This window comes from Streptomyces sp. NBC_01306 (assembly GCF_026340465.1).
In the GTDB taxonomy this organism is placed as follows: Bacteria; Actinomycetota; Actinomycetes; order Streptomycetales; family Streptomycetaceae; genus Streptomyces.
This window is the reverse complement of sequence record NZ_JAPEPC010000001.1, coordinates 4,369,752-4,392,146: the sequence shown is the minus strand read 5'-3', so window position 1 is coordinate 4,392,146 and position 22,395 is coordinate 4,369,752. Positions and strand designations below refer to the sequence as shown.

Annotated in this window: 19 protein-coding genes, 1 tRNA gene and 3 pseudogenes; 10 read left to right on the top strand and 13 right to left on the bottom strand. The window is 70.0% G+C overall.

Annotation, left to right across the window (positions count from 1 at the left end):
* Positions 1–161: 161 nt before the first annotated feature.
* Positions 162–965, bottom strand: a complete 804-nt coding sequence (locus tag OG385_RS19420; protein ID WP_266856033.1) for an alpha/beta hydrolase — start codon at positions 963–965, stop codon at positions 162–164.
* A gap of 732 nt (positions 966–1,697) precedes the next feature.
* Here OG385_RS19420 and OG385_RS19415 point away from each other — a divergent pair.
* Positions 1,698–2,024, top strand: coding sequence for an RcpC/CpaB family pilus assembly protein (locus OG385_RS19415; protein ID WP_266856031.1), 327 nt, complete (start codon positions 1,698–1,700; stop codon positions 2,022–2,024).
* A 176-nt stretch (positions 2,025–2,200) separates the two neighbouring features.
* Here the strand turns inward: OG385_RS19415 and OG385_RS19410 are convergent, their stop codons facing one another.
* The 4 genes and pseudogenes from OG385_RS19410 to OG385_RS19395 form a co-directional block, all read right to left on the bottom strand.
* Entirely contained in the window at positions 2,201–2,464 is a 264-nt protein-coding gene (locus OG385_RS19410) for a hypothetical protein (protein WP_266856029.1), read from the bottom strand.
* A 90-nt stretch (positions 2,465–2,554) separates the two neighbouring features.
* Positions 2,555–3,022, bottom strand: coding sequence for a DUF6755 family protein (locus OG385_RS19405; protein ID WP_266856027.1), 468 nt, complete (start codon positions 3,020–3,022; stop codon positions 2,555–2,557).
* Positions 3,023–3,057: 35 nt separating this feature from the next.
* Positions 3,058–3,635: pseudogene (locus tag OG385_RS19400) on the bottom strand (ubiquinol-cytochrome c reductase iron-sulfur subunit); the annotation flags it as partial.
* 107 nt (positions 3,636–3,742) lie between these two features.
* Positions 3,743–4,060, bottom strand: a pseudogene (locus OG385_RS19395) (hypothetical protein); the annotation flags it as partial.
* A gap of 101 nt (positions 4,061–4,161) precedes the next feature.
* Between OG385_RS19395 and OG385_RS19390 the strand changes: the two are divergent.
* Both OG385_RS19390 and OG385_RS19385 read left to right on the top strand, forming a co-directional pair.
* The gene (locus OG385_RS19390; protein WP_266856026.1) at positions 4,162–5,409 is read left to right on the top strand and encodes a P1 family peptidase; all 1,248 of its coding nucleotides are present in this window, start codon (positions 4,162–4,164) and stop codon (positions 5,407–5,409) included.
* A gap of 157 nt (positions 5,410–5,566) precedes the next feature.
* Positions 5,567–6,313, top strand: coding sequence for a DUF6227 family protein (locus tag OG385_RS19385; RefSeq protein WP_266856024.1), 747 nt, complete (start codon positions 5,567–5,569; stop codon positions 6,311–6,313).
* A 195-nt stretch (positions 6,314–6,508) separates the two neighbouring features.
* On the opposite strand, the gene OG385_RS19380 is transcribed toward OG385_RS19385, so the two are convergent.
* On the bottom strand, positions 6,509–7,492 hold the full coding sequence (locus OG385_RS19380; protein WP_266856022.1) for a YafY family protein: 984 nt from the start codon (positions 7,490–7,492) through the stop codon (positions 6,509–6,511).
* 248 nt (positions 7,493–7,740) lie between these two features.
* Between OG385_RS19380 and OG385_RS19375 the strand changes: the two genes are divergently transcribed.
* On the top strand, positions 7,741–9,264 hold the full coding sequence (locus OG385_RS19375; protein ID WP_266861001.1) for an MFS transporter: 1,524 nt from the start codon (positions 7,741–7,743) through the stop codon (positions 9,262–9,264).
* A 142-nt stretch (positions 9,265–9,406) separates the two neighbouring features.
* On the opposite strand, the gene OG385_RS19370 is transcribed toward OG385_RS19375, so the two are convergent.
* Positions 9,407–10,387 (bottom strand): RNA polymerase sigma factor RpoD/SigA, encoded by a 981-nt coding sequence (locus tag OG385_RS19370; protein WP_266856000.1) that lies wholly within the window; start codon positions 10,385–10,387, stop codon positions 9,407–9,409.
* A 183-nt stretch (positions 10,388–10,570) separates the two neighbouring features.
* Here OG385_RS19370 and OG385_RS19365 point away from each other — a divergent pair, with 183 nt between their 5' ends.
* Positions 10,571–11,098 carry a GNAT family N-acetyltransferase gene (locus tag OG385_RS19365; protein ID WP_266855999.1) on the top strand — a complete coding sequence of 176 codons (528 nt, stop codon included), beginning with the start codon at positions 10,571–10,573 and terminating at the stop codon, positions 11,096–11,098.
* Between the two features lie 150 nt (positions 11,099–11,248).
* On the opposite strand, the gene OG385_RS19360 is transcribed toward OG385_RS19365, so the two are convergent.
* Positions 11,249–12,028: a dioxygenase gene (locus OG385_RS19360; RefSeq protein WP_266855997.1), complete on the bottom strand. Its 780-nt coding sequence runs from the start codon at positions 12,026–12,028 to the stop codon at positions 11,249–11,251.
* Between the two features lie 91 nt (positions 12,029–12,119).
* Between OG385_RS19360 and OG385_RS19355 the strand changes: the two genes are divergently transcribed.
* Complete coding sequence (locus OG385_RS19355; RefSeq protein ID WP_266855995.1) at positions 12,120–12,635, top strand: MarR family winged helix-turn-helix transcriptional regulator; 516 nt, start codon at positions 12,120–12,122, stop codon at positions 12,633–12,635.
* Positions 12,636–12,798: 163 nt separating this feature from the next.
* On the opposite strand, the gene OG385_RS19350 is transcribed toward OG385_RS19355, so the two are convergent.
* Together OG385_RS19350 and OG385_RS19345 are read right to left on the bottom strand one after the other, a co-directional pair.
* On the bottom strand, positions 12,799–14,328 hold the full coding sequence (locus tag OG385_RS19350) for an MFS transporter (RefSeq protein WP_266855993.1): 1,530 nt from the start codon (positions 14,326–14,328) through the stop codon (positions 12,799–12,801).
* Positions 14,329–14,667: 339 nt separating this feature from the next.
* Positions 14,668–15,306, bottom strand: a complete 639-nt coding sequence (locus OG385_RS19345) for a TetR/AcrR family transcriptional regulator (RefSeq protein ID WP_266855992.1) — start codon at positions 15,304–15,306, stop codon at positions 14,668–14,670.
* Between the two features lie 326 nt (positions 15,307–15,632).
* Here OG385_RS19345 and OG385_RS19340 point away from each other — a divergent pair, with 326 nt between their 5' ends.
* Positions 15,633–16,976 (top strand): M6 family metalloprotease domain-containing protein, encoded by a 1,344-nt coding sequence (locus OG385_RS19340; protein WP_266855990.1) that lies wholly within the window; start codon positions 15,633–15,635, stop codon positions 16,974–16,976.
* Between the two features lie 117 nt (positions 16,977–17,093).
* On the opposite strand, the gene OG385_RS19335 is transcribed toward OG385_RS19340, so the two are convergent.
* Both OG385_RS19335 and OG385_RS19330 read right to left on the bottom strand, forming a co-directional pair.
* The gene (locus OG385_RS19335; RefSeq protein ID WP_266855988.1) at positions 17,094–18,926 is read right to left on the bottom strand and encodes a class I adenylate-forming enzyme family protein; all 1,833 of its coding nucleotides are present in this window, start codon (positions 18,924–18,926) and stop codon (positions 17,094–17,096) included.
* Between the two features lie 125 nt (positions 18,927–19,051).
* Positions 19,052–19,504 (bottom strand): ATP-binding protein, encoded by a 453-nt coding sequence (locus OG385_RS19330; protein ID WP_323183801.1) that lies wholly within the window; start codon positions 19,502–19,504, stop codon positions 19,052–19,054.
* Positions 19,505–19,859: 355 nt separating this feature from the next.
* Between OG385_RS19330 and OG385_RS19325 the strand changes: the two genes are divergently transcribed.
* Together OG385_RS19325 and OG385_RS19320 are read left to right on the top strand one after the other, a co-directional pair.
* The gene (locus OG385_RS19325) at positions 19,860–20,786 is read left to right on the top strand and encodes an RNA polymerase sigma factor SigF (RefSeq protein WP_266855986.1); all 927 of its coding nucleotides are present in this window, start codon (positions 19,860–19,862) and stop codon (positions 20,784–20,786) included.
* A 235-nt stretch (positions 20,787–21,021) separates the two neighbouring features.
* A tRNA-Arg gene (locus OG385_RS19320) sits at positions 21,022–21,094 on the top strand.
* On the opposite strand, the gene OG385_RS19315 is transcribed toward OG385_RS19320, so the two are convergent.
* Positions 21,056–21,592, bottom strand: a complete 537-nt coding sequence (locus OG385_RS19315; RefSeq protein ID WP_266860999.1) for a tyrosine-type recombinase/integrase — start codon at positions 21,590–21,592, stop codon at positions 21,056–21,058. The genes OG385_RS19320 and OG385_RS19315 overlap by 39 nt on opposite strands.
* A gap of 76 nt (positions 21,593–21,668) precedes the next feature.
* Here OG385_RS19315 and OG385_RS19310 point away from each other — a divergent pair.
* Positions 21,669–21,902 (top strand): annotated as a pseudogene (locus OG385_RS19310) (NUDIX hydrolase); the annotation flags it as partial.
* Positions 21,903–22,395: the final 493 nt, after the last annotated feature.

Here is a 22,395-nt window from a genome sequence, read left to right as displayed (position 1 = left end):
GGGTGGGGCCGGCTGAGGGGGAAGGCCCTGAGCCGTGGGCGCCGAGTGGTGAGGACGGCGGGCATCCGAGCTGAGTGGTGAGGACGGCGGGCATCCGAGGAGATGCCCGCCGAGGCTGCGCGGCGCCGGGCCGGCCGGCCCGGCGCCCGCAACCGCTCGGATCAGGCCGGTGCGGTGACTGCGCCGCCGAGGTGCCGGGCGAAGAACCGGACCGCGCTGTCTGCCTCGAACCTGGGCAGCTCCTTGTGCTTGCCCGAGTTCACGTGCAACGACTTCTCCTTCGAGGCGAAGGCGTCGAACAGCGCGAGACCTTCCTCGCGCGAGATGTGCTCGTCATCCCACTGCAGGTCGAACTCGATCGGGACGGTGATCCGCTTCGCCTTCTCGGCAAGGACATCGGGCCAGTGCTGGCCGAATACCGCGGCTGTGATCCTGGGTTCGACCGCCACCAGCGGTACGCCGATCGCGGTGCCCATGTTGATGCCCCAGAAACCGACGGGACCGCCGGCGCCGATCTCCGGGAGTTCCTGGAGGGCATCCAGGGTCGCCCGGTACTCGGGCACGGCGAGCTGAGCCAGGTGGTCGTTGTAGCGCACGACGATCGGGCCTTCCGGCTCGCCCGCCGCCCTGGCCCGGAACAGCTCGGCGACTTCTTCCTCGTCGTGCGCCGTGCGGGGCCGGTCGCCGTGACCGGGCGCGTCGATGACGGCGACGTGGAAGCCGCAGCCGGTCACCACGCGCTGGGCGCGGCCGGACATCGCGGGATGCTTCTTGTGGTTGCCGCCGCCGTGGGCCATCAGGATCAGGGGCGCGGGCTCGGCGGGGGCGGAGGCCGGCGACCAGAGGACTCCGGGGACTCCGGGGACTCCGGGCACGCCGGGGACTCCGGGGACTCCGGGGACGGTGAAGTCGCGTTCGAGCAGGCCGTTCCGTGACGACTCGGCGGTGAACTGTAGAGATCGCATAGGTGTTGCCTTTCGGGAGTGCCTTGTTGTCGTGGCGCTCCCGGCGACACCTGCGTCAATCGCCTGACCGTGACGGGAGGGGGAGCACCCACGTGGATACGGCGTTCATGGGTCTCACCTCCTCGGGACGGTGTATCGGTCCGGACGGTGTCGCGTCGGGCCGGTGTCGCGGTCGACTGAAAGCTAGCAGCCCGATCGCGGTTCAACCCACCCCTTTTTTTCCGCCCTTTCCCGCTCCTTTCCGCCCCTTCCCGCCAGGGGTATGAGCGCGGGGCAACGGGTCGGCTGGGCAGCGGGTCGGCGGGGCAGCGGGGCAGCGGGTTGTCCACAACTCGCGAGTAATCCACAGCTCTCAGCAGGATGTCGCGGAACGCCGGATCGTGGGAGGAGTTCGCCACGGACTCCTCTGACCAGGCGGTGGTTGCCATGATCCCCATGCCCGTACCTGTCGTATCCGCGCCCGAGCCGCGCGGAGTGCCGCAGTTCGCCCCGCTGCGGGTGCGCCCGGGACGGCACCGTATTCGGCGGGCTCTGGGTCGATGGCGCCGGACGGTGGTGGCGGGACTGGTTCTCGTGACTGCTGCCCTGGCCGCCTGGGCACCTCGCGACGTCGGGGGCGGGGGGCCGTCTATTGCCGTCCGGGCGGAGCCCCGGGCCGACGCTGCGGACGGGCGGGCCCGTGCGCCGGGCGCCTCTGCGGCCTCGGACCGCGCAGCTCCGGTGTCGGCTCCGGTGTCCGCGCCGGTACGGATTGCCGACGCGGCGACCGTACGGCTGCTGGCCCCCGGCGACCACGTCGATGTCATCGCGATCGGTTCTGCCTCGGCCGGTGATGCCACAGCCGACGGCGCCTCGGCGGGGTCAGGTCCGCCAGGAAGCGCCCGAGCGGCGCGGGTGGTCGCGACGGGGGTACGGGTGACCGACGTGCCGGATGCGGGCGCCTCGGACGACGCCTCCCCCGACGCCGGAGCGCTCGTCGTGCTCACTGTGCCCCGCTCGACGGCGACCGCGCTGGCAGGCGCCGGAGCCACGTCCAAACTGGCGGTGACCCTGTGCTGAACGCTGTGCTGAATCCAGTGCTGAAGCCTGCGCCGGCTGTGCTGAACCGTGAGCCGAACAGCACGGATGCCCAGTCATATCCCCTGCGGGAGTGGGGTAATTGGACAGCTTCGTGGTGGTGCAGCGCCTCAGGTGACGGAGCGGAGCGTTCCGCGTCCGGTGCACCCAGGGGCGGGTCAGATGTGGTGCGGCGGCTTCTCGTCGAGGAAGCGGGCCAGATCCGACGCACTGCTCCCGCCGGACGGCCGGTCGCCCCAGCCGTGGTCCGTGTCGTCCGGGGACTGCTGATCGAGCGGATCGTCGAAGACCAGCTTGGACACCGGTTTGGACACCGGCGTGGGCTTCGGCCCGGGCTCCGGTGGCGTCGCGCCGGAGGGGGCCGCGGGGTCGCGGTCCTCGTCGTCACGGGGGCCGGGGCCGGAAGCGGGGGCAGTGCTCATACGGCAAGGGTACGGCGCCCGGCTGCCGTACGGCTCCGCCTGCCCCCACCAGGGCCTGTGCCAGGTGTGGCCCGTCGCCCGCCCTGCCCTTCACCGGTCCTTCGGGTCGAGGTGCCAGAGCCCGAGTACCACCAGAAACGACAGACAGAGGAAACCGGCGCCCCACCATGCGGTGCCGGTGTTTCCCTCCATCCACTCGTTGACGGTGATCGTGAGCGCCCAGAGCTGGCCGATCACGACCGTCATCGCCAGGACGAGCCGGGCGGTCAGCTTGGAGGAGCGTTCAGACTCCTGTTCGCTCCCCGCGCCGGGGCCGGGGCCGGTGTGCCGGATCCACGGGTCGCCGTACCCGCTGGTGGCGCGGATCTGCGGATACCGTTCGGCGAGCGGCCGGTTGAGACGGGGCTCAACACTGCCCGGCCGGTACTCGGGGCGGGGTGGCACGGGCTGCGGTGGTTCGGAGCGCGGTGGTTCGGAGCGCGGTGGTTCGGAGCGCGGTGGTTCAGGCTGCGGTGGTTCGGGCTGCGGTGGTTCGGGCTGCGGTGGTTGGTCGCTCATGTCTGCTCCCCTCTCTCGCGTGTCGCCCCCGTCGCACCGGGACAGCCGATCCGCGCGGTCGACTCCGGCTCCGAGTCCTTGAACTGCCGGCACACCGCGTGCTTGATGTCCTCACCGGAGCGGGCGGTGGCAAGAGCCCAGACACTGCCGTCATCTCTCTCCACGAGGAGCACCAGGGGCAGTCCCCGAGGGGGCGGACCGGCGGTGACCTCACCGGTCCGGGCGTCGAAGGCACCCTCGTGGCAGGGGCAGTAGAGCTCCCCCTCGGCACCGCGGTCCAAGCGCCACAGAACGGCGCAGGCGAGGTGTGTGCAGACGGCGGAGTAGCCGGCGAGGGTGCCGTCCGCGAGACGTACGGCCACGGCACGGTCCTCGTCGCCGGGAAGCGGAAGGCAACGGACTCACCGGGCAGCAACCGGTCGGTGACCTTCCTGGGGGTGGGGGCGGTCTCGCTGTCGCCGTGCCGCTTCAGCACTCCCCCGGCGACACCGAGGCCGCCGACGGCGAGGCCCCCGGAGACGGTGGTGACGATCCGCAGATAGTCGCGGCGCGTGGTGAGCGAGTCCGCGCTGATCCGGTCGTGCAGCGCCTCACGGGCCCCGCCGTTGTCCATCGAGTCGCCACCCGGCGACGACTGGCCGGGCGGTTGCTGACCTGGGGGCTGCTGACCCGGTGGCTGCCGGCCCGGTGGCTGCTGGCCGGGCGGCTGCTGGGTAACGCTCATCGCCCGCCGCCCCCGCTCCCCGCACCACCGGGGCCACCGACACCCGGTGTCTCTCTCACATCGACTCCATTGACCTCGACAACCGGAAGCCCGCCGGGCACCGGCCACTGGACCTTCTCGGCGGGGACCACCATCGCGACGCCGGTCTTGACCACGACATCGCCGAACGCGAAGGAATCGGCGAGCTGGACGCCGGGGCGCTCCGCCTGGAGCTCCTCCAGCGTTCCGTAGAACAGCGCCCCGGTCGGGCAGACCGTGGCGCGCATGGGGGCGAGACCGTACGCGGTGCGGTCGCAGCAGAGGTTGCACTTCAGCGCAATGACAGCAGGGGCAAGGGCAACGGGGCAGGGGTAACGGCGGGCAGAACAAGGGGCGTCACCTCACACATCACAGGCAGCAGTGGTCCCATGGGGGCATGACCGCAGCAGACACCCCGTCAGAGCGCCCTGTTGACGCGGCCCGCACAGCCGGCTCGCACAACCCGGCCCCGCACGGCACACCCGCACACCCGCCCGCGAACTCAAGCTCCGGCCCTGGGGCTGCACCCACCCCTGCACCCGCCCCTGGGCCTGGCTCGGACTCCGACTCGGGCTCCGGCTCGGGCTCCCGCTCCCGCTCGGACTCCGGCTCGGACTCGCTCACCGATGTGGACGGCCTCCGGGTCGGACACGCACGGGTCGCCGGGGAGCGTGCGCTGAGTGGCACCACGGTCGTCCTGGCTCCGCCGGGCGGGGCGGTCGCCGCAGTGGATGTACGCGGCGGCGGCCCCGGCACCCGGGAGACGGACGCCCTCGATCCACGCAACCTGGTGCAGCGCGTGGACGCCGTCGTCCTGACGGGCGGCAGCGCGTACGGGCTGGACTCCGCATCCGGCGTGATGGCCTGGCTGGAGGGGCAGGGCCGCGGCTTCCAGGTCGGGCCCGACCCCGCCCAGGTCGTCCCGGTCGTACCCGCCGCGTGCGTCTTCGATCTGGGCCGCGGCGGCGACTGGCGGGCCAGGCCGGACGCGTCGACCGGACGCGCGGCCGTGGAAGCCGCGGCGGACACGGCACCGGGCACACCGGTCGAGCAGGGCAGCGTCGGCGCCGGTACGGGTGCGGTGGCCGGCGGACTCAAGGGTGGCGTCGGCTCGGCGAGCATCACGCTTGCGTCGGGCGTCACCGTGGGCGCCCTCGCCGTGGTCAACTCGGTGGGCTCGCCGGTCGATCCGCTGACGGGCGTGCTCTACGGCGAGTACGGTCAGGGGCGGCCCGAATACCCCACCGCCGCCGTTCACGAGGAGGCGCAGCGGCAGCTGGCTCTGGCGCGCGAGCGCAATGCGTGCCCCCCGCTGAACACCACGATCGCCGTCGTGGCCACCGACGCCGAACTCACCCGCGCCCAGGCGCAGAAGCTGGCCGGCACGGCGCACGACGGCCTCGCGCGTGCCGTGCGGCCCGTCCACCTCCTGCACGACGGCGATACCGTCTTCGCACTTGCCACCGGCACAGGGCACCGCCCCGACCTGGGTGTCCTCAACGAAGTACTGGCCGCGGGCGCCGACGCACTGAGCCGGGCCGTGGTGCGCGCCGTCCGGGCAGCGGAATCGGTGGACGGCCCCGGCGGGTGGTTCCCGGCCCACCGCGATCTGTACGGGACGGGGGCGGGAACCGATCCGAACTGACACAGCATCTACTGACTTACCGGACAAGTGAGTTGGCGGGGCGCCCGGGAACTTTCCGCACGCCCCCTTCGTTTTGCCGAACGAAGGCCACGTTGTCAGACCCAGGGACTACGTTGAGTTCCGACCCCATGACTTGCCGCGACGGCCTGGAGAGACCTTGAGCCATTCGCATGAGACGACCGAGGAGCACCTCGCGCGACTCCTCGGCCGCGCACTGAACGCTTTCGAGCTGCCCGACGCCACCGTCGAGCGGCTCGGCTTCGCGCTGGCGCACAGCACAGCGCTGCACTCCTCGCACCACAGCTCGGGCGCCGGGCTGCACCGCGAGACGTACCGGCACACGTTCCTCCTCTCCGACGGCACCGATCTGGCGCTGTGGGAGCTGGTGTACGAGACGGGTACGGGTGAGGGCCCGAAGTACGAGCTGTATCCGGGCGAGGCGGAGGCCAGACTCGCCGTGACCCGGATCCGCGGGGCGGACGCCGCCGCGATGTTCCCCGACGACGACCCGGAGGACGATCTCGGGATCCTCACGGCGCTCCAGTCGGCGCCGCCGCCCGCGGTGGCCAGGACGTATGCGGCCGACCGGTCGGCCGACCACGCCCGCCGGGTGCTGCGCCGCGCGGAGAACCCGGACTGCCCCGGTGAGGACGTCGCCCGGCTGCTGCGTTCGGCGTTCGCCCACCAGATCAGCCAGGCCCTCGGCAGCCAGTGCCGGTTCGAGAGCGTCGGCCCAGCGGCCTTCACCCTCTACGAACACGCCTTTCTGCTGCTCGACGGCCGGGAGATCAGCCTCTGGGAGGTCGAGCACACGGCGACGCCCGACGGACGCCATATGTGCGAGGTGTACGCGTCACAGAGCGAGGCCCGCGCGGCGATGGAGCTCCGCGCCCGCGTGCGCTGAGCCCCGCCGAACTCCGCCGAGCCCCGCACCACGGCGGCTCCGCAGGCCCCAGCACCGTAAGCCGAGCACCGCAACCCCCAGCACCGCAGGCCCCGGCACCGTAAGCCCAGCTCGGTGAGCCCCAGCACCGTGAGCCCCAGCCCTTCGGCGTGCCCGGGTGCCCGGGTGCCCGGCCCCCTCGCTCGGCATCCCCGCTCACCCCGTCGTCGGCCGGCCCCCTGCTCCCGCCGCGCGGCCCAGTCGGGCCCCCAGCTCCGCCAGGTAGTCCACCAGCTCGGGCGGGTGGTGCACGGTGAACTCCGCGTCCACCACCGCGAGCCGCAGCCCCAGCCACTCCAGCGAGTCCGCCACCGGCGCCCTGAGCCGGCAGCGCCGTTCGTCCAGCACTTCGGGCGCGCCCATCCCGTTCGGCAGCCGGGCCGCCACGTACTGGGCCGGGGCCTCGAAAGTGACGTCGAGATCCACCGAGAGCTGGCGCCGTGAAAGGGACTGGCTGACGAACTCCGCCGCGTCACCCACAGGCAGCTCACGCGGGACGAACCGCGCCCCGGTCGCGAACGGCCGGCTCACCCGGTCGACCCGGAACGTACGCCAGTCCTCGCGGTCGATGTCGTACGCCACCAGGTACCAGCGGCGCCCGGTGGAGACCAGCCGGTACGGCTCGACCAGCCGCTTCGTCTCCGTACCGTTCCCCGCGCGGTAGCCGAAGCGCAGCCGCTCGGGCCCAGTGGCCGCGCCCGCGATCACCGTCAGCGTGCCCGGGTCGACCGTCGCGCCGTCGCCGCTGGTCAGCGGGATCGTCGCGGCCTGGAGGGTGGCGACCCGGTGGCGCAGCCTGGACGGCAGCACCTGTTCCAGCTTGGCCAGGGCCCGTACGGAGGCCTCCTCGATGCCCTCGACCGCGTGCCCGGCCCCGGCGCGCAGCCCGACCGCGATGGCCACCGCCTCTTCGTCGTCGAGGACCAGCGGAGGCATGGCCTTGCCCGCCACCAGCCGGTAGCCGCCCTCGGCCCCCATCGTGGCCTGGACCGGATAGCCGAGGTCGCGCAGCCGGTCGATGTCGCGCCGGACCGTGCGCCTGCTGACGTCGAGGCGCTCGGCGAGTTCACCGCCGGGCCATTCGCGCGGAGTCTGGAGCAGCGAGAGAAGGTGCAGCAGCCGTACCGGAGTGTCCGTCATGGCAGTCAGGATGCCCCGGAACTGGGACACAGGTTGACCTATATGCCGCCTAACTTCCCCGCATGACCTCAACACCCCAGCCCACCGCGCAGGATGCACCGGTTGCAGAGGATGCGCCGGACGTACGGCACCCGCAGACGGCGCAGGCCGCGCACGCCACACAGGCCGGGCAAGCCGCACAGGCCGCACAGGCCGCGCAGGCCGTCCTCAGGGCGGACCGCCGCCGATGGTTCGCTCTCGCCATCGTGATGACGGCGGCCTTCATGGACCTCGTCGACGTCACGATCGTCAACATCGCGATCCCGTCCATCCAGAAGGACACCGGCGCCTCGTTCGGCCAGATCCAGTGGATCACCGCCGGTTACGCGCTCGCCTTCGCCGCCGGGCTGATCACGGGCGGCCGGCTCGGCGACATCCACGGCCGCAAGAAGCTCTTCCTCATCGGGATAGGCGGCTTCACGCTGGCCTCCGCACTGTGCGGCTTCGCAGCCAACCCCGAAATGCTGGTCGCCTCACGCATCCTGCAGGGCGCGATGGCGGCGCTGATGGTGCCGCAGGTGCTCTCGATCGTGCACGCCACCTTCCCGGCGGAGGAGCGCGGCAAGGTTTTCGGGCTGTTCGGCGCGGTCATCGGCCTGGGCGCGGTCTCCGGCCCGCTGCTCGGCGCGCTGCTCACCGAGTGGAACATCGCCGGTCTGGAGTGGCGCCCGATCTTCCTGATCAACCTGCCGGTCGGGCTGATCGGGCTGCTGCTCGGGCGCAGGTTCATCAGCGAGTCCAAGGCCCCGAAGGCCCTCCGGCTGGACATCGTCGGTGTGCTGCTCGTCGTGGTGGGCCTGCTGATGCTGCTCTATCCGCTGACGCGCGGCCGTGAGCTCGGCTGGCCGATCTGGGGTTACGTCTTGATGGCGGGCAGCGTCGTGGTGTTCGGCGGGCTGGTCGCGTACGAGCGGGTGAAGGCGCGGAAGGACGGTTCGCCGCTGGTCGAGCTGGAGCTGTTCAAGGTGAAGAGCTTCGCGGCCGGTATCGCGGTACAGGCCACGTTCGGTGTGGCGCTGGGCATCTTCTTCCTGGTCTGGACGCTGTACATGCAGATCGGCCTCGGCTGGAGCGCGCTGCGGGCCGGGACCACGGGGATCCCGTTCTCGGTCGCGGTCTCGGCTGCCGCCGGTATCTCCGTACAGAAGCTGGTGCCGCGCTTCGGCCGCAAGGTGCTCCAGACGGGCGCGCTGCTGATGGCGGCCGGACTGCTGCTCTACATCTGGGAGGCGGACCGGTACGGGACGGCGATCGCGTCCTGGCAGATGGCGCTGCCGCTGGTGGTCATGGGGATCGGCATGGGGCTGATCGTCGCGCCGCTGACGGACGCGGTGCTCGCGGACGTCCCGAAGGAACACGCCGGGTCGGCCTCCGGGCTGATCAACACCGTGCAGCAGATGGGCAATGCGCTGGGGCTCGGTCTGGTGTCCGTGGTGTTCTTCGGCTCGATCAGCGACCGGCCGGCACCGAGTGCGGCCGGGCCCGCCTTCGTCCACGCGTTCATGCACTCGCTGTGGTGGGTGGTCGGGGTGCTCGGTGTGATCTTCCTGCTGATGTTCGCCCTGCCGAAGCGGGCGCCCGCGGGCAGCGGAAAGGACATCGGCGCGGACATCAACGAAGGCATCGACGGGGACACCACCCCGGGCATCATGGGGGACGACCTCTACGCGGAGTCCGACGCGGGCGGGCCCCTCGGGGAACCGGCCTCAGCGGAACCGGCGCTCAGCATCTGAGCGAACAGCCGCCGACATGAGTCGGCCGGCATGAGCCGGCCCAGATCCAACCGATCGCCGGACGGCGCCACAGCAGGCGCAGTCCGGCGATCGGCCATCCATCAAGTGACAGCGTGACGGTGCGGGCAGGCGGGCGGGCAGCTCACGCCGCCGCGTCGAAGCCCACGTCGTCGGCCATCTTCTTCAGTTCGAGCAGCGCGTGCTTCTCGATCTGACGGATCCGCTCACGTGTCAGCCCGTGCTCCTTGCCGACCTCGGTCAGCGTCCGCTCCCGGCCGTCGTCGATACCGAAGCGCATCTTGATGATCGAAGCGGTGCGGTGATCGAGCCTGCCGATCAGTTCGTCGAGCTCCTCGCTGCGCAGCAGCGTCATCACGGACTGCTCGGGCGACACCGCCGACGTGTCCTCCAGGAGGTCACCGAACTGCGTCTCGCCCTGGTCGTCCACCGGCATGTTCAGACTGACCGGGTCGCGGGCCCAGTCCAGCACATCGCTCACACGCTGCGGCTTGGCGTCCAGCTCAGCGGCGATCTCCTCGTGCTCCGGGTCGCGGCCGTGCTCGCGGTTGAACTCGCGCTGGACACGGCGGATCCGGCCCAGCTCCTCCACCAGGTGGACAGGGAGCCGGATGGTGCGCGACTGATCGGCTATCGACCGGGTGATGGCCTGCCGGATCCACCAGGTCGCATACGTGGAGAACTTGAAGCCCTTGGCGTAGTCGAACTTCTCGACCGCGCGCACCAGACCCGCGTTGCCCTCCTGGATCAGGTCGAGCAGCGGCAGACCGGCTCGCGGATAGCGGCGGGCCACAGCGACGACCAGCCGCAGGTTGGACCGGATGAAGACGTCCTTGGCGCGCTCCCCGGCGGCAACCAGCGCCTCCAGCTCCTCACGCGAGGCCCCACCCGCCTCGCTCTGCACGGAACCGTCAAGAACCTGCTGGGCGTACACCCCGGCCTCGATGGTCTGGGACAGCTCGACCTCTTTTTCGGCGTCGAGCAGTGGCGTACGTGCGATTTCGTCGAGGTACATGCCGACCAGGTCGCGGTCGGCGATCTCCCCGCCTACGGCGCGAACGCTGCTTGCCCGGTCGGATCGACGGGCGACGGCACGGGTTGCCATGCGTGCTCCCTAACGTGAGTAACGTGATGAGGTCGCGAATCAGTGGCTCGGTGTGGTGCGGAACACCCTCTCCGGTGTCCTGCATCTGATGGAAACAACGACTGGAATCCGGACAGAATTCCCATGACGCGCTCTGTTTTTAGTGATCATGCAGTACCCTGTCCGGCCACCAAGGGAGAGCAGATGCCTGCGCAGGGTACGGAAATGCAGGTCAGGCCTGGCAAGGAGGCGGATCTCCAGGACCTCACCGACCTTTACAACCACTACGTCCGTGAGACTGCGATCACATTTGACACGAATGTCTTCACCCCCGAGGAACGCCGTCCGTGGCTGCTCTCCCACCCTGAAGACGGCCCACACCGGCTGCTGGTTGCGCAGGAGGTACCGTCTGCCCGAATTCTGGGGTACGCAACCAGCAGCGCATTCCGGCCGAAGGCCGCGTACGCCACGTCCGTCGAGGTGACCGTGTACTGCGCCCCCGGCACGGCGGGGCGCGGAATCGGCACGATGCTCTACAAGGCGCTGTTCGAGGCGCTGGCCGACGAGGACGTCCACCGGGCGTACGCCGGCATCACCATGCCCAACGAGGCATCCGCCGCACTGCACGCCCGCTTCGGCTTCACGCCGGTGGGCACGTACCGCGAGGTCGGCCGGAAGTTCGGCGTGTACCACGACGTCGCCTGGTACGAGAAGGAGCTCGGCGGGAGGTAGCCCGGCCCGGCGGGCAGGAACCGGGCTACCTCCCGAGGCACCCCGGCAGGGCAGGCTCTCGACGGCCGGGCACTCTCAACGGCCGGGCAGGCTCTCGACGCGGGCCGCCCCCGGCCCCTGCCCCCACACCCCGATCCCGGCCGGCAGCCCCTACCCGAACTGCACCGACCGCTTCGCCAGCCCCATCCAGAAGCCGTCGATCACGTCGCGCCGGCTCTCCAGCCCGTCCCCCGCCGCCCCGAGCGTCACGAACAGCGGCGCGAAGTGCTCGGTACGGGGATGGGCGAGCCGCCCGGACGGGGACTTGTGCTCGAAGTCGAGCAGCGCGTCGATGTCCTGCGCCGCCATCGCCTCCCGCCCCCAGGCGTCGAACTCGGCGGACCAGCCGGGGACGCCCTCGTGTCGCAGCGCGGCCAGGTTGTGGGTGAAGAAGCCGCTGCCGACGATCAGCACGCCTTCGTCCCGCAGCGGGGCGAGCCTGCGCCCGATGTCCATCAGCTTCCGCGGGTCGAGCGTCGGCATGGAGATCTGGAGTACGGGTATGCCGGCGTCCGGGAACATCTCGACCAGCGGGACGTACGCACCGTGGTCGAGGCCCCGGTCCGGGACGTCCTGGACCGGGTGACCGGCGCCGCGCAGCAACTTCCGTACGTTCTCGGCCAGCAGGGGCGCACCGGGAGCGTCGTACCGCACCGCGTAGTACCGCTCGGGAAATCCCCAGAAGTCATGAACAAGGGGGACTGTCTCGGTCGCACCGAGCGCCAGCGGGGCATCCTCCCAGTGTGCGGAGACCATCAGAATGGCCTTGGGGCGTGGCAGACCGGCGGACCAGTCGGCGAGCTGGCCCGGCCAGACCGGATCATCGGCGAGCGGTGGCGCGCCATGGGAGAGATAGAGGGCGGGCATACGTTCGGGGGCGATGGCGGTCATGGGCGACAACTCCATTAATTGAAGTCTCAAGCACTTACTCGGGACCAGACCTTAGCCGCATCTAGTTTAATATTCAAGAAAGAGTCGTACAGTGGAGCACATGACCTCGGCACCGCCCCCTGACGAACCGCGCTGGCTCAGCGACGAGGAGCAGCGCATCTGGCGCGCGTACCTCCATGCCACCACGCTCCTGGAGGATCACCTCGACCGCCAGTTGCAGCGGGACGCCGGGATGCCGCACATCTACTACGGGCTCCTCGTGAAGCTCTCCCAGGCGCCCCGGCGGCGGATGCGGATGACCGAGCTGGCGATGGACGCGAAGATCACCCGCTCCCGGCTCTCGCACGCGATAGCGCGGCTGGAGCGGAACGGCTGGGTGCGCCGCGAGGACTGCCCGTCCGACAAGCGCGGCCAGAACGCGGTCCTGACGCCCGCCGGTACGAAGGTGCTGGAGCGGACCGCGCCCGGCCATGTCGATGCCGTACGGCAGGCACTGTTCGACCGGCTCTCGCCCGAACAGATCGGCCAGCTCGGCGAGATCATGCGGGTGATGGCCGAAGGACTCCAGCCACAGGGTGAGGACGCGGATCTGCCCTGGCTCCGCTGACGCCTCCACTGCTGAGACGTGCCTGCGGAACCAGGGCAGACTTTCCGTACCGGATCAGACCTCCCGTACGGGGTCGGACGACCTTCCGTACCGGATCAGACCTTCCGACCGGGTCAGACCTTCCGTACCGGATCAGACCTCCCGCGCCGGGCGGCGACCTGGCTCAGTGCGCGATCACCGGGATCCGCACCTCGTCCTCGACCGCGCCGGAGTCCCCGGAACCGGAGCCCGATGCCGTCGGAGTGACCGAGGGACGACCGGCGTTGATGAACGTCAGCGCGATCGCCGAGGCGATCGCGAGGATGCCGACCGCCACCCAGATCGCGTTCGTGTAGCCGTGCACCAGCGCCTGGGCCTGGATCAGCTTCGGGTTGCCGCCGGCCGCCGCGTGCCCCACGAGGTACGCGGTGGTGGCGGAGGCGGCGATCGTGTTGAGCAGCGCCGTACCGATCGCGCCACCCACCTGCTGCGAGGTGTTGACCATCGCCGACGCGACACCCGCGTCACGCGGTGCGATGCCGTGCGTGGCGAGCGACATGGCGGGCATGAACGCCGTACCCATGCCGAGGCCCAGCAGCACCACGCCCGGCAGGATCACCGTGGCGTACGAGGAACCGACCTCGATACGGGTCAGCAGCAGCATCCCGACAGCCGCGACGGCGAAGCCGGGACCCATCAGGAACCGGGCGGGCACCCGGGTCATCAGCCGGGCGCCGATCTGCGTGGAGCCCGTGACCATGGCGGCGACCATCGGCAGGAAGGCGAAGCCGGTCCTGACCGAGGAGTAGCCCTGCACGACCTGGAGGTAGTACGTCAGGAAGAGGAAGAGACCGAACATCCCGATGATGGCCAGGCCGAGCGAGGCGTAGATGCCACCGCGGTTGCGGTCGGCGACCACGCGCAGCGGCAGCAGCGGGGCCTTGACCTTCGACTCGACGGCGACGAACGCACCGAGCAGGACGACGGTGGCGACGAACAGGCCGATCGTGACCGGGTCGGACCAGCCGTCGGACGCGGCGCGCGTGAAGCCGTACACCAGCGAGACCAGGCCCGTCGTGGAAAGCAGGACGCCGGGGATGTCCAGCGGCGAACGGTTGCGGCCGCCCGCGGGCTCACGGATCACGAAGTACGCACCGAGCGCGGCGACTGCGGCGAACGGGATGTTCACGAAGAACGTCCAGCGCCAGTCCAGGTACTCGGTGAGGAATCCGCCGAGCAGCAGGCCCACGGCGCCACCACCACCGGCGATGGCTCCGAAGATGCCGAACGCCTTGGCGCGCTCCTTGGCATCGGTGAAGGTCACGGCGAGCAGCGACAGGGCGGCCGGTGCGAGCAGCGCGCCGAAGACGCCCTGCGCGGCGCGGGAGGTGAGCAGCATCGCCTCGTTGGCGGCGGCACCGCCGACGGCGGACGCCGCGGCGAAGCCGAGCAGCCCGATGACGAAGGCCCGCTTACGGCCCCACAGGTCGCCGATGCGGCCGCCGAAGAGCAGGAGCCCGCCGAAGGCGAGGGCGTAGGCCGTGATGACCCACTGCTTGTTGGCGTCCGAGATGCCCAGGTCGACCTGGGCGTGCGGCAGCGCGATGTTCACGATCGTCGCGTCGAGCACCACCATCAGCTGCGCCAGGGCGATGAAGACAAGCGCTTTCCAGCGATTGGGATCAGGGAGTGATATGTCGGGAGTTTTCGACATGGAAGTTGACATGGTGGTAGCCACCTAGGTGCGGAGAGGTCGGAACGGAAGTCGAGAGAGCCCCCGCGGGCGTGCGCCTCGCGGGTGCGCGTTCAACGCGTGGGCGTTCAACGGGTGTACGTCTAGCGGGTGTGCGCTCCGGGCGTGCGCTTCAGGGGCGTACGCGGGCGTCGGGCATCGAGGTCAGGCGTGCATCGGGCGTCCTGTTCAGGCGTCGTGATCAAACGTCGAGATCGAGCATCGTGTTCAAACAGCGTGCAGGCTTCGGTGTGTTCAAGCGGGTGTTCAAGCTGGTGTTCAGCGTGGGTTCAAGCGTGGAGCCCGGGCATTACGGCTGCGTTACGACGGACGACGCAGGTCTTCAAGAGTCGCCGGTGACCCAGGAAGTACCGTCCGCGCCGAGGCCTGAAGCCCGTCGAGGAACAGCTGCAGATGCCGGTGGACGAAGCGGTCGAGACCCAGGCAGCCCGCGCCCGGCAGTGGCCGGGTGAGCTGGGAGAGGGCGACGAACAGATCCCCGACGGCGACGTCGGAGCGCAGTTGCCCTTCCTCGCGCGCACGGCCCATGAGGTCCTCCACGGACTCCGAGAGCCGGTCGCGCGCCGCCATGATCTCCGTGTCCGCGCGGTCGAAGCCGTCCGAGAGCATCGGGCAGAGCGCACCGATCTTCTCTTCGGCCGCCGCGTGCACAAAACGACGGAGAGCGGCGAAACTGTCGGGTTCTTCGGCGATGGCCGCCTCCACCTGGTCCGCGACGCGGGCCATGACGGAGAGAACCACATGCCGGAAGAGTTCGATCCGGTCGGGGAAGTTGCGGTAGAGCGTGGCGTTGCCGACGCCGGCCCGGCGGGCGATCTCGTCGAGCGGCACATCCGGCCCGTACTCCACGAACATCTCACGCGCGGCCGACACGATCCGCTCCCGGTTGCGCAGGGCGTCGGCCCTGGTGCGCGGCCGGACGGCGGTGGCGGTTTCCACGGCGCTTCCCTTCCCTTTCCCGATATCCCGGTCTGTTTCTGCCGATCCATCCCCGTCCCCGATCAATCGCGGACGGTTCCGGTTCGTTCCCGGACAGTTCTGGTTCCCGTAACCGGGGAGGGTGTCCCCGGTTCGCTGTGACACCGGTTCAAACGGGGAAACGGTCCCCAGTTATTTCCCGCGCCACGTGTGACCCGCATCACGCCCCAAGTGCCCGGAATGTCCCCGATCGGCCCACCCAGCGCGCGCCTCCGCCGTGCCCGACACAGGGTGATCGAACGAGTGCAGCTCGGAACCGTCGGCTGCCGCGGCCCGAAGGCGAAGGCATGCATCAGACCCGCCCCAGGTCGAGCGGCAGCCCCTCAGGCCGTTCACAGACCCCCCGCTACCGGATACGTTCCCCCCGCCGTCCGCTGGCCGTCGTCACCCTGGCCGCGCTCGCACTGGCCGCGCTGACCTCGGGCAGCACCACCCTGATCCAGCGGACCCCGCCGGGCGGCCCCGCGGCCACCACCGGCCGGCTCGCCGTACGCGCCGACTCCGCCGTATCGCTCGGCCCGTGCCGGATCGGCGGCGCGCTGGGCGTCCAGATGTCCGAGGGACTGCCCACCGCACCGGGCTACGCCCGCTCGACCGGCTCCATCCACGCCCTCACGCTCATGGTCGACTTCCCGGACGCGCATGGGTCCGAGCCCGCGATGAAGCGGTACGGCGAGTTCTTCCCGCAGACCTCGAACTGGTACCGCACGAGCTCCTACGGGCGGCTCAACTACCACCCCGAGGCCCCCGTCAAGCGCTGGCTGCGGATGCCGTCGCCGTTCAGCTCGTACGGAATACAGCGGGGCTCCCCCTACCAGCCGGGCTACCGTCGGCTCGCCCAGGACATCGCGAAGGCCGCCGACCGGCAGGTGGATTTCCGCAAGTACGACCTGATCAACGTGCTGGCCACCCCGAACGCGGGCCCTTCCGCGCTGGACACCGTGCTCTCGGTGACGTTCTCCGGCAACGACGAGGCGCCCGTCGCGGACGGCGTCAAGCTCTCCAACATGTCGTTCATCTACAGCCGTCAGGACGACGGATCGGGTTCGTACGACCGCACCGGCTACCGCGTCCTGCCGCACGAGAACGGCCACACCTTCGGCCTCCCCGACCTCTACACCTCCAGCGGCGGCGGCTCGGTCGGGCACTGGGACATCATGTCCGAGGACTGGGGGGCCAACAACGACATGCTGGGCTGGCACAAGTGGAAGCTCGGCTGGCTGGACGACAACCAGGTCAGCTGCGCGTCGACGCCCGGCACCCACGAGGCGGCGCTCTCCCCGCTGGAGGAACGCGGCGGCACCAAGCTGGCGGTGATCCCGATGTCCGAGTCCGCCGCCTATGTGGTCGAGGTCAGGACCCGGGCGGGCAACGACGACGCGGTGTGCCGCCCGGGGGTACTCGTCTACCGCGTCGACGGCGACGTCGACACCGGCCAGGGCCCGGTCTCCGTCCGGGACAGCACCCCGGACAGCGGCGGCTGCACCCTGCGCGCCAATGTGCAGGCCGAACTGTCGGACGCCCCGTACACGGTGGGCCAGACCTTCACCGACGCGGCGCACGGGATCATCATCAAGATCACCGGCAAGGACAAGTCCGGGGACTACCGGGTACGCATCACCCGCTCCTGACGCGCACCTGACGCACCTACGCGCCTGACGTTCCTGAATTCCTGACGCACCTGGCGTTCCTGACGCGCCCTGCCATACCTGACCGACCGCTCCCCCAGCACCCCCCTTCGCGGCGGATCAGTCGGCCCGCGACACCTGCGACACCTGCTCCTGGACGGGCCCGCGCAGCTCGCGCTTGAGCACCTTGCCCGTCGCGTTGCGGGGCAGCGGCTCCGCCCGTACGAAGACGTACGCGGGAACCTTGAAAGCGGCCAGCGTCTCCCCGACATGCGCCCGGAGCACGTCAGGCGTGGCCTCGCTGCCGTCCCGCAGCTGCACCACGGCGGCGACCTCCTCGCCGAGGACCGGGTGCGCGACCCCGAGCACGGCCGCGTCGAGCACATCGGGATGCGCGTGCAGAGCGGCCTCCACCTCGACGCAGTACACGTTCTCGCCGCCCCTGACGACCATGTCCTTGATCCGGTCCACGACGTTGACCCGCCCCTCGTGGACGGTCGCGAGGTCCCCGGTCCTGAACCAGCCGTCCTGGAAGGCGGCCGCGGTGGCCTCGGGGGCGTTCCAGTACCCGCGGACGAGCGCCTGCCCGCGCAGCCACAGCTCACCGATGTCGCCGTCGCCCAGCGCCCGGCCCGACCGGTCCGCGATGCGCACCTCGGTGGCGGGCGTCGGGCGGCCGACGCTCTCCGGGTGGGCGCGGTACTCGGCTCCGAAGTTCGCCAGTACGCCGCCGCAGGTCTCCGTCAGCCCATATCCGTTCCGGGGCTCGATCCGCCCGCCGTGCCGGGCCACGACCGTGCGTACGAGATCGGGCGGGGCGGCGGCACCTCCGGTGCTGAGCATGACCAGACTCTCCAGGCCGTCGCCGCTGCGCTCGGCCGCGTCGAGCAGTTGCAGCGCGGTGGCGGGCACGCCCGCGTAGAACGTGACGCCATGCGCACGGATGGCGGTCAGGGCCTTCTCCGCGTCCCACTTCCGCATCAGGACGAGGGTGCCGCCGGCGGACATCGCCGCGTAAACGCTGGTGAAGGCGGCCACATGGAAGAAGGGGAAGGTCATCAGTGCCACCGGCGCGGGCCCCTGACCGGGAACCGTGCCGCGCGCCAGTGCGGAGGCGGCAGCGTGGTAGAGGGGGTTCATCATGGCGCCGACCTGCGCCAGATGCGTCGCCACCGCGCCCTTGGGGCGGCCTGTGGTGCCCGAGGTGTAGATGATCGTGGCGTCGTCCTCGGGGCGGACCTCCACGTCGGGCGGACCGAGCGCGGGGTCGGCGGCGGGCAGCTCGACGTAGCGCTCAAAACGCTCGTACGCGGTCTCGGTCTCGGTTCCGTTTCCGTTTCCGGTTCCGGTTCCGGTTCCGGTTCCGGTTCCATCGTGGTGGAAGGCGACGATCCACGGCCCCGCGTCCGCGTCCGGCTCCGCCCCCTGCCGCTCGGCCCACGGCAGGACCCGCCCCAGCCGTTCACCGTCGACCAGCAGGACACGGGGCCGGCAGTCGTCCAGGGCGTACGTGAACTCGTCCTCGGTCCACCAGGCGTTGAGCGGTACGGCGACGAGACCGGCCAACTCTGCGGCCCAGAAGGCGATCTGCCACTCGGGATGGTTCCGCATCGCGACCACCGCACGGTCACCCGGCAGGAGCCCGTACACGTCCACGAACCGCCGGGCGAGCGCGGAGGCGGCCGCGAAGAACTCGCCATAGGTGTACGTGCCGCTCTCGGCGACGAGGAACGGCTGGTCCCCGAAGGCCCAGACGGCTTCGACGAACTCCCGCAGGGTGCGGGGCCCACTCGCGTACACCGGAGAACCGTCCTCCGCGGCGACCACGGCGAAGGGGGCGCCGGGAGCACACAGCGTCGCTTCGACGGCGGCGGGGCCGGGGCCGGAAGCAGGAGCAGGGACGGCTTGGGCGGCGGGGTCGTGCGAAGCAGTGGGGGGCTCGGTCTGCGGCACTGAAGTCCCTCTCTAAGCGCTTGCTCAGTCCCCTGGGACGCTATGCCCGCATCTGCACCGGGTCAAGAAGAAGCACACCCCGGCCTCCAGCACCCCACCGCCCAAAGGAAATCCGCGTCACCGCGTCACCGCGTCAGGGTGGCGCAGACCGCCTTCCCGCCGCCGACCTCGTTGCGCACGGCAACGGTACGGGCGAGCCGCTGGACCATCGGCCAGCCGAACCCACCGTTACGCCCGGCCAGGTCGGGGGTGCGGTCCTGCGGATGAGCCGGGCTGGGATCCACGACGGCGACTTCGACACTGCACCGGTCGGCCCTGAGCCGCAGGACGGTCACGCCTCCGGCATGGCGCAGGGCGTTGGTGACGAGTTCGGAGACCAAGAGGACCAGATTCTGCGACACGTGCGCGGGCGGCGCGGGATGCAGCCCGGCGAGAAACCTGAAGGCAGCCTCCCGGGCATCGGCCGCGAGACGCGGCTGACAGATCCAGTCGACGGACTGACGGCCATCGACGTCGACACCGACACCGACACCGACACCGAGGCTCCGCTCGCCGAATTCCTGATGCACCTGATGCATATGACTCACCCGCCTATAGAAACGCCCTTCTTGGCGCGTCTGTTGATCTCCGTGTAGCTGCGCGCTTACCCCAGCCGAGAGGATCCAGCGGAAATGCCCGCCATTCACTCACATGCAGGAACACGCATGGAGCAGAAAGGGCAGGGAACCAGAGACCCCAGCCGCCTGAGGCACGACGGCACCGGGGGGGGCAGCGAACGAGACAGATGCGAAGCGAACCTGGGGCCGACCTAAGGGAGATACCCGGACAAACCACCACACCCTTATCCGCTCCTGCCCTGAGGGGATTGAAACCGCGACCTCCGGGCAGGAGCGGACATTGAACGGGGTCCGCTACTTGGGGAGGCTGAAAGACATGACGCAGACATTCGCTCATGCCGCCACGACTGAGTCGGCACCTGCTGAGCCGGTATCTGCCGAGCCGGCACTTACCGCTGCCGCACCGGCGCCGCCGGAGGTGGGAGATCTCCCCTGGATCGAGGATGCGGGGAAGGTCGCACCGAAGGACGCACGAGCGCTTTCCAAAATCTTTTTCGACCAGCTCCAGGTCCTCGAAGAGGGCACGCACGAATACCAGTACGCCCGCAACACCCTTATTGAAATGAACCTTTCGCTGGTGAGGTTCGCGGCGAGCCGCTTCCGTCACCGCGGCAGCGGCGAGATGGAAGACATCAACCAGGTCGGCACGATCGGTCTCATCAAGGCCATCGACCGGTTCGACCTGTCTCGCGAAGTTGAATTCACTACATTTGCCGTTCCTTACATCGTCGGCGAGATCAAGCGCTTCTTCCGTGACACCAGCTGGGCGGTCCATGTCCCGCGCAGGCTGCAGGAGTTGCGGGTCGAGATCGCCAAGGGGAAGGAAAAGCTGGCGGTCGAGCTCGACCGCGACCCGACCGTCGCCGAACTAGCCAGGCACCTCCAGCTCACCGAGGAGGAGATCGTCGAAGGCATCGTCGCGAGCAACGGCTACACCGCCGGCTCGCTGGACATGCCCAACGAGTCGACCGGCGACGGCCAGGCCACCAAGAGCGGCCGCACCTTCGCCGACGTCCTGGGCGAGGCCGACCCGGCGATGGAGACGGTCGAGGACCTGCACGCCCTGGCACCGCTGCTGAGCAAGCTGGACAGCCGCGAACGCCGCATCGTGGAGATGCGCTTCGGCGAGGAGCTGACTCAGTCCCAGATCGGCGAGAAGCTGGGCATCTCCCAGATGCACGTCTCCCGCCTCCTGTCGCGCATCCTGAAGAGCCTGCGCAGCGGAATGCTGGTCGAGGAGTAACCCGCACCCACGATCCGCACAGCGGTGTGTGGTGCACCCGGTCGCCACCAGCCCCGAGCCCCGGGCACACCACGCACCGCACACTGGGCCTACCCCACCGAGAGGGCCCAGTGGCGTCCCCCTCACCGCCCCGGCCCCGCCACTGAACGGGCCGCGGACGGCGAAGGCAGGACGCACAAGACCCGCCGACTCCGCATCCGGTACCCTGTCGGGGTCGGTCAGTGGCTGACGGCTCGCCTTCGTAGCTCAGGGGATAGAGCACCGCTCTCCTAAAGCGGGTGTCGCAGGTTCGAATCCTGCCGGGGGCACAGTGCATTACCCCGCTGACCTGGGGCTTCTCCCCCAGGAAGGCGCTCTATTCGGCCTCGGACTTCGCGTCCGGGGCCGTTTGCGTGAGCGGACGGAGAGTTGATCTCCGAAATAGCTCCCAACGGATCAGCACCGTCCGACACGGACTCGTCCGCTTCAGTCGGCCGGGCGTCCGTCCCAGAACCGGCGTTCCCAGGAGTGGCGTGCGCTCGCGGCACGAGCCGGGCCGCGGCCTCCGCGATTGCCAGATCTGCCTCGGGGAGCAGGCTCGTGTACGTGTCCGACGTGATGGTGATCGAGGAGTGGCCGAGCATCTCCTGGATGTCCTTCAGGCCGGCACCGGCCGCGTGAGCCAGAGTCGCGGCACCGTGGCGGAGGTCATGGAGCCGGACCGGCGGGAGGGTGATCTCCTCGTACAGGTCGATGAACCGCCTTGTGATGTTGGCAGGGTGGAGTAGTTCGCCGTTCTCGCGGGTGAAGACCCTCCCGGTCTCCACCCAGGCGCTCCCCCACTCCTCGCGGTCCTTGTCCTGCTGGACACGGTGCCGCTTGAGGGCCTGGACCGTGTCGGAGACCGGCGTCTACAAGAACACCACCCGCGGCATCGTCGCCCTGGTCTTCCGGTGCAAGCCGTCAGGAGGATACGAGCGAACCTCCGACGAGTCCTCGGCGGTTGCCTGGCTCACCCCCTCAGAGGTCGAGGACTGCATGGCCGAGGTCTACGCCATCCGCCTCCTGGACGCGCTGGACGGGGCAGGCCCCCACATGCGCAGCCATGACGGGCGCCGGCTAATCAAGACCCTGTGAACACGGACCCGGTGCGTCGGATGAGCCGTGAGGAAGCGGTCCGACTGGTACGGCACCCCATGGAACCGACACCGCGACTGGGGCGGAGGCGGGCCAGCTGCTCGACGTGTTGGTGCGTGTCCTGGCATGTCCTCACGTCAGCGACTACACCTTCTGGGACTTCGAGCCGGGCCTGACGGCGGAGAAGATTGTCGACCGAGCGTTGACATACAGGCCAATCGCTCTCTGAGGCGCTGGGGCGCCCAAGTCGTCCGAGTGGCTGGTGCGGTAAGAGTTTCTCTACTTCATCAAGGCCCGCGCACGGCGCGGGCGCGGGCCGCCGGGCCCGGCCTGCCTCATGTCTCCGCCCCGGCTGGCCGGGCCCGGCGGCCCGCTGCGTGCATGCGGGGAAGGCCAGGAAGACACCCTCTATGGCTTGGGGCGGTCGGCTCCACGGCTTTAGGCAGCCACTTTGGGGCGAGTCTCTAAGATCATGGCCCAACGTCGTGCTTTA

Bases quoted from the DNA above. Each gene is read 5' to 3' on its own strand.
- OG385_RS19420 (WP_266856033.1), bottom strand. From the start codon at position 965: ATGCGATCTCTACAGTTCACCGCCGAGTCGTCACGGAACGGCCTGCTC.
- OG385_RS19410 (WP_266856029.1), bottom strand. From the start codon at position 2,464: ATGAGCACTGCCCCCGCTTCCGGCCCCGGCCCCCGTGACGACGAGGAC.
- OG385_RS19405 (WP_266856027.1), bottom strand. From the start codon at position 3,022: ATGAGCGACCAACCACCGCAGCCCGAACCACCGCAGCCCGAACCACCG.
- OG385_RS19390 (WP_266856026.1), top strand. From the start codon at position 4,162: ATGACCGCAGCAGACACCCCGTCAGAGCGCCCTGTTGACGCGGCCCGC.
- OG385_RS19380 (WP_266856022.1), bottom strand. From the start codon at position 7,492: ATGACGGACACTCCGGTACGGCTGCTGCACCTTCTCTCGCTGCTCCAG.
- OG385_RS19375 (WP_266861001.1), top strand. From the start codon at position 7,741: ATGACGGCGGCCTTCATGGACCTCGTCGACGTCACGATCGTCAACATC.
- OG385_RS19370 (WP_266856000.1), bottom strand. From the start codon at position 10,387: ATGGCAACCCGTGCCGTCGCCCGTCGATCCGACCGGGCAAGCAGCGTT.
- OG385_RS19365 (WP_266855999.1), top strand. From the start codon at position 10,571: ATGCCTGCGCAGGGTACGGAAATGCAGGTCAGGCCTGGCAAGGAGGCG.
- OG385_RS19360 (WP_266855997.1), bottom strand. From the start codon at position 12,028: ATGACCGCCATCGCCCCCGAACGTATGCCCGCCCTCTATCTCTCCCAT.
- OG385_RS19350 (WP_266855993.1), bottom strand. From the start codon at position 14,328: ATGTCGAAAACTCCCGACATATCACTCCCTGATCCCAATCGCTGGAAA.
- OG385_RS19340 (WP_266855990.1), top strand. From the start codon at position 15,633: ATGCATCAGACCCGCCCCAGGTCGAGCGGCAGCCCCTCAGGCCGTTCA.
- OG385_RS19330 (WP_323183801.1), bottom strand. From the start codon at position 19,504: ATGCATCAGGTGCATCAGGAATTCGGCGAGCGGAGCCTCGGTGTCGGT.
- OG385_RS19325 (WP_266855986.1), top strand. From the start codon at position 19,860: ATGACGCAGACATTCGCTCATGCCGCCACGACTGAGTCGGCACCTGCT.